Below are 12,797 nucleotides of genomic sequence, written 5' to 3'. Positions count from 1 at the left end.
CGTCGACATTCACGCCCGTGACCGGCTCGTCCGCGCCGGTCACAGCGCCTCGATCACGCGGGCGAGGAGCGCCGAGATCACCGGCTCGGCCTCGCGCCCGGCCTCGATCACCTCGGCGTGGCTGAGCGGGGTCTCCTGGATGCCGGCGGCGAGGTTCGTGATGAGCGAGAACCCGAGGATCTCCATGCCGGCCTCGCGGGCGGCGATGGCCTCGAGCGCCGTCGACATGCCCACGATGTCGCCGCCGAGCGTGCGAGCCATGCGTACCTCGGCCGGCGTCTCGTAGTGCGGGCCGCGGAACTGCGTGTACACGCCCTCGTCGAGCGTGGGATCGATCGAGCGCGCGATGTCGCGCAGTCGCGAGGAGTACAGGTCGGTCAGGTCGACGAACGTCGCGCCCTCGAGGGGCGAGTCGGCGGTGAGGTTCAGGTGGTCGCTGATGAGCACCGGCTGGCCGGGCCGCCACGTCGGCTTGATGCCGCCCGCGCCGTTGGTCAGCACCATGATCTTCGCGCCGGTGGCGGCGGCGGTGCGCACGCTGTGCACGACCCGGCGGACGCCGTGCCCCTCGTAGTAGTGGGTGCGGGCGCCGATGACGAGGATGCGCTTGCCCTCGGGGGTCAGGATGCTGCGCAGCGTCCCGACGTGCCCCTCGAGTGCGGGTTTGCTGAAGCCGGTGACGTCGGTGGCGGGGATGGTCGCCGTGGTCTCGCCGATGAGCTCGGCTGCGCGACCCCAGCCGCTGCCGAGGGTGAGCGCGATGTCGTGGCGCTCGACGCCGCTGATACGGGCGATGTCGGCCGCAGCCTCGCGGGCCACATCGAGCGGGTCGACAGCGGGATCGTCGAGCGGGTGCGCGGAGGAGTCAAGCATCCCCCCACTCTAAGACTCGCGACCCTCCAGACGCAGGCGTGCGCGACCGACTCCGCGGCTGAGGAAGAATGGAGACCATGTCGCCTCTCAGCTTCGAGCGCACCCAAAGCGTCGCCGTCCTCGGCGGCGGCCCCGGCGGATACGAGGCGGCCCTGGCCGCCGCCCAGCAGGGTGCGGAGGTGACGCTGGTCGAACGCGCCGGCGTGGGCGGCTCGGCCGTCATCACCGACGTCGTCCCCTCGAAGTCGCTGATCGCCACGGCTGATGCGGCCGTCGCCATCAGCGAGGCATCCGATCTGGGCGTGCAGCTGTTCGCGCGGTCCGACTCCGGCACTCCGCTCAAGCCGGAGGTCGCCATCAATCTCGCGGCCGTCAACCGCCGGCTGCTCTCTCTCGCTCGTCAGCAGTCCGACGACATGCGCGCGCAGCTCGTCGAAGCGGGCGTGCGCATCATCTCCGGCCACGGGCGCCTCGACGGCACGCACGCCCTGATCGCGGCGACAGGCCCCGGTGGCACCGACTTCGACCGCGTGGAAGCCGACACCCTCGTCGTCTCCGTGGGGGCGTCGCCGCGCGAACTGCCCAGTGCGAAGCCCGACGGGGAGCGCATCCTCACCTGGACGCAGCTCTACGACATGAAGTCGCTGCCCGAGCACCTCATCGTCGTGGGATCCGGTGTGACGGGAGCGGAGTTCGCCTCGGCCTACATGAACCTCGGGGCGAAGGTGACGCTGATCTCCAGCCGCGACCAGGTGCTCCCGGGCGAGGACGTCGACGCGGCCGCGGTCATCGAGAAGGTGTTCAAGCGCGGCGGGATGACGGTGCTGTCGAAGTCTCGCGCCGAGAAGGTCGAGCGCACCGAGAACGGCGTCGTGGCGACCCTCGCGGACGGGCGCACGGTCGAGGGGAGCCACTGTCTCATGGCGGTCGGCTCGATCCCCAACACCGCCGGCATCGGTCTCGAAGAGGCGGGCGTCCAGCTCACGAATTCGGGCCACATCCAGGTCAACCGCGTCGCGCGCACATCCGTGCCGAACATCTACGCCGCGGGTGACTGCACCACCTTCGTGCCGCTCGCCTCGGTCGCTGCGATGCAGGGGCGTCAAGCCGTTTTCCACGCGCTCGGCGACACCGTCATCCCGCTCGAGCGCCGCCGCATCACCGCGAACATCTTCACCGCGCCCGAGATCGCGACGGTGGGCCAGCAGCAGAAGGACATCGAGTCGGGCCTGGTCAACGGGTACGTGCACAAGCTCCCGCTCGCCGCGAACCCGCGCGCCAAGATGATGGGCGTCAAGGACGGCTTCGTGAAGATCATCGCGCGCGAGGGCTCGGGAACCGTCATCGGCGGTGTCATCGTGGCGCCCCGCGCCTCGGAGCTCATCTACCCGATCGCGATCGCCGTCGAGCGCCGTCTCACGGTCGACCAGGTCTCGCGGGTCTTCGCGGTGTACCCCTCGCTCACGGGCAGCATCACGGATGCCGCTCGCGCGATGCACCTCGTCCAGCGCGACGAGGATCCGCTCTCCTGAGCCGAGCGCACGAGCGTCGGAGAATCGCGCGTAAGTCGGAGTGATCCTGGCGATCGCTCCGATGTACGCGCCTCTCTCCGACGCTCACGCGCGATCATGCGGCGCCGTGTCACCTCACATCGGCGTAGTAGCGCGTCTCCGGCTCGGCGCGGACGGCAATCCTGACGGCGGTCGTGCGGGTAGCATCAACGAGCTCGAGAGCGTGCGGCTTCTCGTCGCAGTCGATGCTCGTCTCCACGCCACGCGAGCCGGACGTCGTCGAAGCCTCGACGAACACCGTCGCGGTGTGACCGCCGAAGCACCGCACCTCGACCACACTCGCCGGCGCCGGCTCGGCGAGCGACAGGATGACCCCTGCGCTCCCGTCACCGGAATTCTCGAACGGCATCGTACGGCCGCTCGCCGTGCCGATGCCGACATCCGCGCCGGCTTGTTCGGCCGCGACCGCGGCGAGCCACCCGTCGGCCGCCGCGAGGTCGACCGTGTCGGAAGCGCAGGCGCTCAGCCCGAGAGCGAGCCCCAGCAGGCAGACGATGGGAAGAACACGTGCAGGGCGGCGCATGTCCCCACCCTAGGGGTCAGGAGATGGTGAGCAGGGGGTGACCTGCGCCCACGGTGGTGCCCGGCGTCGCGTCGATGGAGCCGACGACGCCGTCCTTGTGGGCCTGGATGGGCTGCTCCATCTTCATCGCCTCGAGCACCACGACGAGGTCGCCCTTGACGACCTGCTGGCCGGCTTCGACCGCGACCTTGACGATCGTCGCCTGCATCGGTGACTTCACGGCGTCGCCGGATGCCGCGGCGCTGGCGTTGGCCGCGTGCGAGCGCCGCGAGGGCGGCACCTGGGCGGGGCGGCCCACCGCGACCGGAGGGGAGGCGACCCGGTCGGGGAGGCTCACTTCGAGGCGCTTGCCGGCGACCTCCACGACGACCGTGTGGCGGCCGCTGGGCTCGGCGGGAGCCTCGAGCTCGCCGTCCCACGCCGGGATGTCGTTGACGAACTCGGTCTCGATCCACCGCGTGAACACGCCGAACGTGCCGTTCTCCGCCGTGAAGGCGGGCTCGCGCACCACGCGGCGGTGGAACGGCAGGACGGTGGGCATACCGGCGACCTCGAACTCGTCGAGCGCGCGGCGCGAGCGCTCGAGTGCCTCCTCGCGGGTGCGACCCGTGACGATGATCTTTCCGAGCATCGAGTCGAACGCGCCGGAGACCGAGTCGCCGGCCGTGACACCGGAATCGAGACGGATGCCGGGACCGCCGAACGTCTTGAAGACGTGGATGCGGCCGGGCTGCGGGAGGAAGTTGCGTCCCGGGTCTTCGCCGTTGATGCGGAACTCGATCGAGTGTCCGACCGGTGCAGGATCGTCGTAGTCCAGCGTGCCGCCCTCGGCGATGCGGAACTGCTCGCGGACGAGGTCGATCCCGGTCACCTCTTCGGACACGGGGTGCTCGACCTGGAGGCGCGTGTTGACCTCGAGGAACGAGATCGTGCCGTCGGCGCCGATGAGGAACTCGCAGGTTCCCGCCCCGACATAGCCGACCTCGCGCAGGATGGCCTTCGAGGCGGAGTAGAGGATGTCGTTCTGCTCGTCCGTGAGGAAGGGCGCGGGCGCTTCTTCGACGAGCTTCTGGTGGCGCCGCTGCAGCGAGCAGTCGCGCGTGGAGACGACGACCACGTTGCCGGCTGCGTCGGCGAGGCACTGCGTCTCGACGTGGCGCGGCTTGTCGAGGTACTTCTCGACGAAGCACTCGCCTCGGCCGAACGCGGCGATCGCCTCACGAGTGGCCGACTCGAACAGCTCGGCGACCTCGTCGAGCTCGCGCGCGACCTTCAGACCACGCCCGCCGCCGCCGTAGGCGGCTTTGATGGCGATCGGCAGGCCGTACTCGTTCGCAAAGGCGATGACCTCGTCGGCACCGTCGACGGGCCCGGGGGTGCCGGGCGCGAGCGGAGCGCCGACCTTCTCGGCGACGTGCCGCGCGGTGACCTTGTCGCCGAGAGCCTCGATGGCTTCGGGGGAGGGGCCGATCCAGGTGAGTCCCGCGCCGATGACGGCGCGGGCGAACTCGGCGTTCTCCGCGAGGAAGCCGTAGCCGGGGTGCACGGCGTCGGCGCCGGAACGTCGCGCGACGGAGAGGATCTTCTCGATGGAGAGATAGGTCTCGGCGCTCGTGGACCCCTCGAGGGCGTACGCCTCGTCGGCGAGGCGGGCGTGGAGCGCGTCGCGGTCCTGGTCGGCGTAGACGGCGACGGACGCCTTCCCGCTGTCACGGGCGGCGCGCACGATACGGACGGCGATCTCGCCGCGGTTCGCGATCAGGACCTTGGCGATCTCAGGCATGAATGCCAGCCTAGCGAGCACGCGGCCCCGTCTTTTGGATCACTCGCACAAAGTGACCGGCCGAACGTGAGTGGATGCCTACGAAGCGGGCCCGCCGTTCATGATGTCAGCCGCGTGGTCCAGAGGTCGGGCCAGGCCACGCCGAGCTCACGGACGAGGCGGCGCAACGTCGATAAGGACATCCCGACGACCGTGGAGGGATCGCCGTCGACCCGCGTGATGAAGGGGCCGCCGAGGCTGTCGACAGTGAAGGCTCCCGCCACCTGCAGAGGTTCGCCGGTGCCGACGTACGCCGCGATCTCGTCGGCGGTGATGTCGTCGGCGAAGGTCACCGCGGCGTCCGCGACGGCGTACGCCTCCTGCGCAACGGTCCCCGGGCGCACGCGGAACACCGAGTGCCCCGAGTGGAGGATGCCGGTGCCCCCGCGCATCCTCTCCCACCTCGCGGTCGCCACGTCGGGTCGGAGCGGCTTGCCGAGGACCTCGCCGTCGAAGGCGAACATCGAGTCGCCCCCGATGACGATGCCGTCGAAGTCGGGTTCGAGTCGCGCGAGCGTCGCGACCACGTCGGCCGCCTTGCGTCGCGCCAGCAGCAGGACGTGCTCGTCCGGCGGCAGCACGCGACCCTCCTCGGCTTCGAGGGCGGCGACGACGGCCTCCTCGTCGACCTCGGGGGCACGGGTCGCGGGTTCGATGCCCGCCTGACGCAGCAGCATGAGGCGGGCGGGGGAGGTCGAGGCGAGGCACACGCGCATGCCGTTCACGCTACCTGCGGGCGCGCGTGTGCGAGCATCGAGGGATGCAGTCCGGCGACCTCCTCGATCTCGACGTCACCGACGTCGCCCACGGCGGCGTCTTCGTCGCACGACACGAAGGCCGCGTCGTCTTCGTCCCCGACGCGATCCCCGGTGAGAGGGTGCGCGCGCGGCTGACCGACACCGCGAAGTCGTCGTTCTGGCGTGCCGAGGCGCTCGAAGTGCTCGAGGCGTCGCGGCATCGGCGACCGCACGTCTGGTCGCCCGCCGACATCGGCACCGCGCCGGAGAACCGCCCGGGCGGGGCCGACTTCGGGCACATCGACCTCGAACACCAGCGCGAGCTCAAGCAGCGCGTCCTCCGCGACGCTCTGAAGCGCTTCGGCGGTGTCGACAGCGACGTCGTCGTCGCGGCAGCCGGCGCCGACGAGACGCCGGACGGCACGGGATGGCGCACCCGCGTGAGCCTCCACGTCGACGGGGATGGACGCATCGGGCCCTTCGCCGCGCGCTCGCACCGCGTCGTCGAGGTCGACGACCTGCCGCTCGCCACCCCGGCGATCGCCGAATCGGTAGCCCGCGGCCGGTCGGCCGCTCCCGGCCGCCTCGACCTCGTGCAGCCCTCCGACGGGCGCGTGCGAGCCCTGGCCCGCCCGGAGACGCCCCGCCGTCGAGGTCGGGGCGGTCCGCGTCCGGCGGCCGACCCGGCGCTGCGCGAAACCGTGATCGAGAGGGTCGGCGACCGGGAGTTCCGCGTCGACGCCGGAGGGTTCTGGCAGGTCCACCGGCTCGCGCCGGTCGCGCTGCGCGATGCGGTCCACAGCGGCCTGCGATCCGCCGGCCGCACCGTCGATCCCGACGCATGGCACCTCGACCTGTACGGCGGGGTCGGTCTCCTCGCGGCCGCCGTCGCCGAACTGGGAGGCACGGCCACCCGCATCACGAGCGTCGAGTCCGACACCCGCGCCACCGACCACGCCGGGGAGAACCTGGCCGAGTGGGTGGGTGCCCGCGCCGAGACCGGCCGGGTCGACCGCTGGCTGGCGCAGGTCGAGGAGACCGCATCGGCTGCCGAACGCGCCCGGCTGCGCGCCGGGGTGACGGTTCTCGACCCGCCGCGGTCGGGAGCGGGACGAGACGTCGTCGATTCGCTGCTGCGGCTTCGGCCTGCGACCCTCGTCTACGTCGCGTGCGATCCGGTCGCGCTCGCGCGCGATCTCGGCATGCTGCGCGCGGGCGGCTACGCGCCGGTGTCGTTGCAGGGCCTGGACCTGTTCCCCCATTCGCACCACATGGAGGCGGTTGCGGTACTCACCGACGAGGGCCCCCTGTCCTAGGCTGAGCCCATGACACGGGTGGCACTCATCGACGATCACGAGTCGGTCCGGCTCGGGCTCGCCGCCGCCTGCTCCCGAGCGGGAGTCGGGGAGGTCGTCTTCACCGGCAGCACCGTCGCCGAGTATCTGCGATGGCGGAGGGACACGGGGGAGTCGCCGGCGGATGTCGTCGTGCTCGACCTCATGCTCGGCGACGGCGCCACCGTGGCGGAGAACGTCGCTCAGCTCGTCTGGGACGGCTCGCAGGTCATCATCCACAGCGTCGCCGACCGGCCGGCGGCGGTGCGTGAAGCCCTCTCTGCGGGCGCGTTGGGCGTCATCAGCAAGTCGGCGCGCACCGACGACGTCGTCGCGGCGGTTCGGACGGTGGCGCGGGGCGAACACCTGGACAACGTCGAGTGGGCCAGCGCGGTCGACGGCGACCGGGCGTTCGCCGATGCCCAGCTCTCCGCACGCGAGCGCGACGTGCTCCGCCTGTACGCCGCCGGACTGCCCCTCAAAGCGGTGGCCGAGCGGCTCGGGATCGCCTACTCCACCGCGAAAGAGAACATCACCCGGGTGCGCGTGAAGTACGTCGAGGTCGGCCGTCCCGCACCCACCAAGGTCGACCTCCTCCGCCGTGCGATGGAAGACGGTCTCGTCGGCGAAGCCTCCGATGCCCGCTGAGACCCTGGGCACCGGCACGACCCGCCCGCGTCGTCCCGCGGAGTTCCGCGAGGCCCTGGCCCAGACTCAGCGCTTCACCCAGTCGCGCATCGACCGCATCCTGGGCATCGTCGTCGGCACCGGAAGCGCCGTCATCGGCATCCAGGCGCTCGTGGGAGCGCTCAGCACCCCCGCCGGACATTCCGCCTGGCACACGATCCTGCTGATCGTGGTCCTGGGCACGCTGCTGATGATGTGCGTCGCGTTGATCACCTCGCGGGCCGTCCGCGTGTTCGCCGCGATCTTCGCCGGCGTCTTCCCGGTCGCAACGGTCCTCTGGCCGCTGGCGGCCGACCGGTCGACCACCGTCGACGAGCAGCCCTGGTTGTGGTTCCTCATCAACGTGGGGACCGTCGCGGCCGTCTTCTGCATGCCGCTCGCCGGACAGATCGTCTGGGCGTTCCTTCTGCCGTTGCTGTACGGCGCGATGCGGCTCACACTTCTGCCTCTCACGCCCGCCACCGTGCTCGACGTCGCGCTCGACTCGGCGTTCGCGATCATCCTCGCGAGCGTCCTGATCGTCGTCGGCTGGATCCTCCGGTCCCTCGCGGCGAGCATCGACAGCGGACGGGAGGGCGCGGTCCGCTCCTTCGCGCAGGCGGCCGCAGCAGACGCGGTCGAGAAGGAGCGGGTCGCCGTCGCGGCACTCATGCACGACAGCGTGCTGGCAGCACTGATCGCGGCCGAACGCGCCGAGACCGACCGGGAGCGAACTCTCGCGGTCGCCATGGCCCGCGAGGCGCTCACGCGACTGGCGAACGTCGACCAGGAGGTGGGCGAGGGCCCCGACGCCCCCATCCCGGCGGGCGTCATCGGTGGCGAGCTCGAAGCGACGGTTCACCGACTGTCTCCGGACGCCGCGGTGTCGCAGCGGATCGAACCCGATGCGCGGTCTGTGCCGGGCCGTGTCGCCCGAGCGCTGCACCTCGCGGCGGCGCAGGCGGTGACGAACTCGGTCGAGCATGCCGGCGCTGCGAATCTGCGCGTGTCGTTCCACGCCGACAGGGCTGGGCTTGCGATCACCGTCGCCGACGACGGACCCGGTTTCGAGGCGACGCGCGTCGCCGAGGATCGCCTCGGGATCCGTGCCTCGATCATCGCGCGGGTGGCCGCTGTGGCCGGGGCCGCCAGGGTCGACTCCGACGCATCAGGGACGACCGTGTCCATCAGCTGGCAGGAGAGCTCATGAACCGCTCGGTCCGCTGGGTGCTGTCGGCACTCGGGGTCGCCTTCACGGCGTACTTGGCGGTCGGCGGCATGTTCTGGACGCGCCCCGTCGATGTCCCCGTCGTGCTGATCCTGAATCTCGTCGTCTACCTCGCCGTCACGGGCCTGTGCATCTTCTGGCCCACGCGGCCGATGGATGCGGCGGCGAAGCCGGCCGCGGAGGTTCCGGCGATGAGCGCCGTGACGGCGGGCATGAGCCGTCCGGCGCCGCTGCCCCTGTGGATCGCGCTCCTCGCCCTCGCGGTCACCGTCGTGATCCCGTCAGCCACCTGGTGGGCCGCGGGCGAAGAGGGGCGGCTGCAGCCGTTCGCGACCTGGAGCCTCGGCGGGCTCGGTGCCTTGATGGCCGTCCTCGTCGTGCGCCGGCGCTCGATCGTGGCCTGGTCGGGCATCGTCGTCCTGTTCCTGCAGTCGGTCGTGTGGATCGGCCCGGAGCCGACGCTCTCGCTGGGAGCCGTCGGTTCGGCGATCTGGGTGGGCGGAGCGCAGATCATCGTCCTGCTGATCGACCGCGCGGCCGTGGAAACCGCGCAGCTCACGGCGCTTCAACGCGAGGCGTCCGAATGGCTCGCCACACAGGAGGGCCGCCGTCGCGAGCGCCGGGTCCGCGTGCAGCGCGCGCTCGCCGTTGCGGGGCCGGTGCTCTCGCGCACCATCAACGCGGGCGGCGACCTCGACGACGACGAGCGCCTGCAGGCGCGGCTCGCGGAAGGGCGTCTGCGCGATGAGCTGCGCGGTCCGCGGCTGCTCGACGACGCGGTGCGCCGCGTGCTCGAAGACGTCCGGCGAGCCGGATCCCACGTCACTTTCCTCGACGAGGGCGGCCTCGACGGCCTCGATGAGCGCGAACTCGCCGCCATCCGCGCCGAGCTCGCCGACGTGCTCGACGGGGCACGGTCGGAGCGGCTCTACATCCGCACCTCGACGCATCCCGACACGGCGGTCACGGTCGTCGGTCGCTCGCGTCATGACGACGACGCCGATGAGACGGTCGATCTCTGGCGCGAGATCGCGCGGCCCCGCCCGCGTCTCTGACCGAACGGAAGGTGCTGGGGGCGAGGGGCGGCGAAGCCGCCCGCCCCTCGCCATGCGAGTGGTTACCCGAAAACCGACTCGCAGCAGTCACCGGCTAGAAGCTCGGGTGACCGAACGCAGTAGCGTTCCAGCACATTCAGTCTGCGGCAGCGTGCCAGATCTGTCTGTAGGTATTTCGGGGGACAAAATCAGTTTCGCCCGTCAACCGGTGAAACGCCCCCAGCCGAAGCCGCGCCGCAGCGGCGTCCGCAGCGCGCGTGCCGAGCGCCGCCAGGCGGACTCGGGGGCGGGCTCGGGCGCGATCGCCTCCGCGGCTTCCTGGGCGTACGACTCGCTCACGACGGCGATGACGGCGGCCAGCTCCTCCGGGGTCGGATCGCCGCGCCGCACCTCGATGCGCAGGGGTCGCTCGTCGTGGCCCGCCTCGTCCCGGGAATCCTCTCGACCGCTCACAGCGGGATGTTCCCGTGCTTCTTCGCGGGCAGCTCGGCCCGCTTCCCCCGGAGCGCGCGCAGCGACTTCGCGATGTAGACGCGCGTCTGCGCCGGCTCGATGATGCCGTCGAGCTCGCCCCGCTCGGCGGCCAGGAAGGGGGAGGCCACGTTGTAGGTGTACTCGGAGGCCAGGCGCGACCGCACCGCGGCGACATCCTCGCCTGCCTCTTCGGCGCGCTTGATCTCACCGCGGTAGAGGATGTTGACCGCGCCCTGGCCGCCCATCACAGCGATCTCCGCCGTCGGCCAGGCGACGTTCACGTCGGCGCCCAGCTGCTTGGAGCCCATCACGATGTAGGCGCCGCCGTAGGCCTTCCGGAGGATGACCGTCACGAGCGGAACCGTCGCCTCGGCGTAGGCGTAGAGCAGCTTGGCGCCGCGGCGGATGACGCCGGTCCATTCCTGATCCGTGCCGGGAAGATAGCCCGGAACGTCGACGAGGGTGACGATCGGCACCGAGAAGGCGTCGCAGAACCGAACGAACCGGCTCGCCTTCTCGCCGGCATCGATGTTCAGAGTGCCCGCCATCTGCGAGGGCTGGTTGGCGATGATGCCGACCGTCCGTCCCTCGACCCGGCCGAAGCCGACGACGATGTTCGGTGCGAACAGCGGCTGCACCTCGAGGAAGTCGCCCTCGTCGACGATCCCCGAGATGACCTGGTGGATGTCGTAGGGCTGGTTGGGCGAATCGGGGATGACGACGTTCAGGGCACGGTCGTCGTCAGTGGTCTCCCACTCGAAGCCGGTCTCGTACACCGGGGCGTCCGACATGTTGTTGTCGGGCAGGAAGCTCAGGAGCGACCGGGCGTAGTCGATCGCGTCGTCCTCGTCCTGGGCCAGGTAGTGCGCGACACCCGAACGCGTGTTGTGAGTGTGGGCGCCGCCGAGCTCCTCCATGCCGACGTCCTCGCCGGTGACGGTCTTGATGACATCGGGGCCGGTGACGAACATCTGGCTCGTCTTGTCGACCATGATGACGAAGTCCGTGAGGGCGGGGGAGTAGACCGCGCCGCCCGCGGCGGGCCCCATGATCAGCGAGATCTGGGGGATCACTCCCGACGCCGCGGTGTTCAGGCGGAAGATCTCGCCGTACTTGCCGAGCGCCACGACGCCCTCCTGGATTCGGGCGCCGCCCGAGTCGAGGATGCCGATGATCGGCATCCCGCCGCGCAGCGCGAGCTCCATGACCTTGATGATCTTCTCGCCAGCGGACTCGCCGAGCGAGCCGCCGAACGTCGTGAAGTCCTGCGAGTAGACCGCGACAGTGCGGCCGTGGATCGTGCCGACGCCCGAGACGACGGAGTCGCCGTAGGGGCGGGACCGGTCCATGCCGAACGCGGTGGTGCGATGGCGCACGTACTCGTCGAGCTCCACGAACGAACCCGGGTCCACGAGCATCTCGATGCGCTCGCGGGCGGTGAGCTTGCCCTTCTTGTGCTGCTTCTCGCGTGCCGCGGTCTCGGCGTCGACGACGGCCGTCTGGTAGCGGGCGCGGAGGTCGGCGATCTTGCCGGCGGTCGTGGACAGGTCGGGCTGGTCGGTCACGCGTTCCACCCTATCCAGCGCGGCCCCGCAGCCGTTGGAGCACACCCACAACGACGACGGCGATCGCCTGTGGAAACCCTCGGGCGCAACCCCTCGCCGAGCCGCGATCCGGCATCGTAGGGTGACGCCATGACGATCCCCGAGAACGGCTATCCCCGCGCGGCCGCGGTCTCGCCCCGCGTGCACGTCGTCGAGCACACCGATTCGACCAACGCCCACCTGCGCCGCGAGGTCGAGGCCGACCCCGATGCCCACCCGCACCTCTCGGTGCTCCTGACGACCGACCAGCGCGCCGGTCGCGGCCGGCTCGATCGCAGCTGGACGGCTCCCGCGGGCACCGCGCTCGCGATCTCGGTGCTCCTGCGCGTGGGCGCTGTGCCGGTGCACTCGCGCGGCTGGATCCCCCTGGTCGCCGGTCTCGCGATGAGCGACGCCGTCTCCGCGCAGCTGCACGACCGGCAGGTCGGAGTGAAATGGCCCAACGACGTCCTCGTCGACGGGCGGAAGATCAGCGGCATCCTCGCCGAGGTCCTGCCGGGCGAGGCCGGCGACGTGATCCTGGGTGCCGGGGTCAACACCACGATGGCCGAGGTCGACCTGCCGGTCGCCACGGCGACCTCCTTCGCCGTGCTGGGGGTGGAGGTCGACGAGGACCGACTGCTCGCGGACTACCTCAGGGGCCTGCGCGACCACATCGCCCACCTCGCGGTGAGCGGCGCCGACGACGCCCTCCGGGAGCGGGTCGGCGCGGCGTGCGTCACGATCGGCGAGGACATCGTCGTCTCGCTGCCCGGCGGCGAGACGCTGACGGGGACGGCGGAGCGCCTCGATGAGGACGGGCGCCTGGTCGTGCGGACGGGGGCTGTCGAGAGCGTCGTCGGAGCCGGCGACGTCGTGCATGTCCGCGGAGTCGGCTGAGGCCTCGCGGCATCCGGGCGTGCCGCCGAGG

General features: G+C 71.1%; 12 protein-coding genes. 6 read left to right on the top strand and 6 right to left on the bottom strand.

All coding sequences use genetic code 11. The features are described 5' to 3' along the window. Positions 1–39 precede the first annotated feature (39 nt). A complete protein-coding gene (locus tag DO944_RS12180; protein ID WP_112617398.1) occupies positions 40–873 on the bottom strand; it encodes a purine-nucleoside phosphorylase in 834 nt (277 codons plus the stop codon). Between the two features lie 68 nt (positions 874–941). Here DO944_RS12180 and DO944_RS12175 point away from each other — a divergent pair, with 68 nt between their 5' ends. Beyond that, entirely contained in the window at positions 942–2,405 is a 1,464-nt protein-coding gene (locus DO944_RS12175) for an NAD(P)H-quinone dehydrogenase (RefSeq protein WP_112617397.1), read from the top strand. Positions 2,406–2,514: 109 nt separating this feature from the next. Here the strand turns inward: DO944_RS12175 and DO944_RS12170 are convergent, their stop codons facing one another. From DO944_RS12170 to DO944_RS12160, 3 genes are all read right to left on the bottom strand, one after another. Further along, entirely contained in the window at positions 2,515–2,967 is a 453-nt protein-coding gene (locus DO944_RS12170) for a hypothetical protein (protein WP_112617396.1), read from the bottom strand. A gap of 16 nt (positions 2,968–2,983) precedes the next feature. Beyond that, entirely contained in the window at positions 2,984–4,750 is a 1,767-nt protein-coding gene (locus DO944_RS12165) for a biotin carboxylase N-terminal domain-containing protein (protein ID WP_112617395.1), read from the bottom strand. 98 nt (positions 4,751–4,848) lie between these two features. Continuing rightward, positions 4,849–5,505, bottom strand: a complete 657-nt coding sequence (locus DO944_RS12160; protein ID WP_112617593.1) for a nucleoside triphosphate pyrophosphatase — start codon at positions 5,503–5,505, stop codon at positions 4,849–4,851. A 44-nt stretch (positions 5,506–5,549) separates the two neighbouring features. On the opposite strand from DO944_RS12160, the gene DO944_RS12155 reads away from it, so the two are divergent. From DO944_RS12155 to DO944_RS12140, 4 genes are read left to right on the top strand one after another with little or no spacing between them, the layout of a single operon-like run. Beyond that, complete coding sequence (locus DO944_RS12155) at positions 5,550–6,842, top strand: class I SAM-dependent RNA methyltransferase (protein WP_112617394.1); 1,293 nt, start codon at positions 5,550–5,552, stop codon at positions 6,840–6,842. Positions 6,843–6,851: 9 nt separating this feature from the next. After that, the gene (locus DO944_RS12150) at positions 6,852–7,508 is read left to right on the top strand and encodes a response regulator transcription factor (protein WP_112617393.1); all 657 of its coding nucleotides are present in this window, start codon (positions 6,852–6,854) and stop codon (positions 7,506–7,508) included. Further along, complete coding sequence (locus DO944_RS12145) at positions 7,498–8,736, top strand: sensor histidine kinase (protein WP_258524709.1); 1,239 nt, start codon at positions 7,498–7,500, stop codon at positions 8,734–8,736. The genes DO944_RS12150 and DO944_RS12145 overlap by 11 nt, the downstream gene beginning before the upstream one ends. After that, the gene (locus tag DO944_RS12140; protein ID WP_112617392.1) at positions 8,733–9,809 is read left to right on the top strand and encodes a hypothetical protein; all 1,077 of its coding nucleotides are present in this window, start codon (positions 8,733–8,735) and stop codon (positions 9,807–9,809) included. The genes DO944_RS12145 and DO944_RS12140 overlap by 4 nt, the downstream gene beginning before the upstream one ends. A 201-nt stretch (positions 9,810–10,010) precedes the next feature. Here DO944_RS12140 and DO944_RS12135 read toward each other — a convergent pair whose 3' ends face one another. Both DO944_RS12135 and DO944_RS12130 read right to left on the bottom strand, forming a co-directional pair. Continuing rightward, positions 10,011–10,262, bottom strand: a complete 252-nt coding sequence (locus DO944_RS12135) for an acyl-CoA carboxylase subunit epsilon (protein WP_181574234.1) — start codon at positions 10,260–10,262, stop codon at positions 10,011–10,013. After that, on the bottom strand, positions 10,259–11,848 hold the full coding sequence (locus DO944_RS12130; protein WP_181574233.1) for an acyl-CoA carboxylase subunit beta: 1,590 nt from the start codon (positions 11,846–11,848) through the stop codon (positions 10,259–10,261). Before DO944_RS12130 ends, DO944_RS12135 begins: the two co-directional genes overlap by 4 nt. Before the next feature lie 129 nt (positions 11,849–11,977). On the opposite strand from DO944_RS12130, the gene DO944_RS12125 reads away from it, so the two are divergent. Then, positions 11,978–12,766, top strand: coding sequence for a biotin--[acetyl-CoA-carboxylase] ligase (locus tag DO944_RS12125; RefSeq protein ID WP_112617390.1), 789 nt, complete (start codon positions 11,978–11,980; stop codon positions 12,764–12,766). Positions 12,767–12,797: the final 31 nt, after the last annotated feature.

This window comes from Microbacterium sp. SMR1 (genome assembly GCF_003289625.1).
Taxonomy (GTDB): domain Bacteria; phylum Actinomycetota; class Actinomycetes; order Actinomycetales; family Microbacteriaceae; genus Microbacterium; species Microbacterium plantarum.
Note: the sequence above shows the minus strand (reverse complement) of the source record. Positions and strands in the feature narration are given on the sequence as shown.

Excerpts from the sequence above, each read along its gene's own strand:
- DO944_RS12155 (WP_112617394.1), top strand. The coding sequence starts at position 5,550 with ATGCAGTCCGGCGACCTCCTCGATCTCGACGTCACCGACGTCGCCCAC.
- DO944_RS12165 (WP_112617395.1), bottom strand. The coding sequence starts at position 4,750 with ATGCCTGAGATCGCCAAGGTCCTGATCGCGAACCGCGGCGAGATCGCC.
- DO944_RS12180 (WP_112617398.1), bottom strand. The coding sequence starts at position 873 with ATGCTTGACTCCTCCGCGCACCCGCTCGACGATCCCGCTGTCGACCCG.
- DO944_RS12145 (WP_258524709.1), top strand. The coding sequence starts at position 7,498 with ATGCCCGCTGAGACCCTGGGCACCGGCACGACCCGCCCGCGTCGTCCC.
- DO944_RS12125 (WP_112617390.1), top strand. The coding sequence starts at position 11,978 with ATGACGATCCCCGAGAACGGCTATCCCCGCGCGGCCGCGGTCTCGCCC.
- DO944_RS12170 (WP_112617396.1), bottom strand. The coding sequence starts at position 2,967 with ATGCGCCGCCCTGCACGTGTTCTTCCCATCGTCTGCCTGCTGGGGCTC.
- DO944_RS12150 (WP_112617393.1), top strand. The coding sequence starts at position 6,852 with ATGACACGGGTGGCACTCATCGACGATCACGAGTCGGTCCGGCTCGGG.
- DO944_RS12175 (WP_112617397.1), top strand. The coding sequence starts at position 942 with ATGGAGACCATGTCGCCTCTCAGCTTCGAGCGCACCCAAAGCGTCGCC.
- DO944_RS12140 (WP_112617392.1), top strand. The coding sequence starts at position 8,733 with ATGAACCGCTCGGTCCGCTGGGTGCTGTCGGCACTCGGGGTCGCCTTC.
- DO944_RS12160 (WP_112617593.1), bottom strand. The coding sequence starts at position 5,505 with ATGCGCGTGTGCCTCGCCTCGACCTCCCCCGCCCGCCTCATGCTGCTG.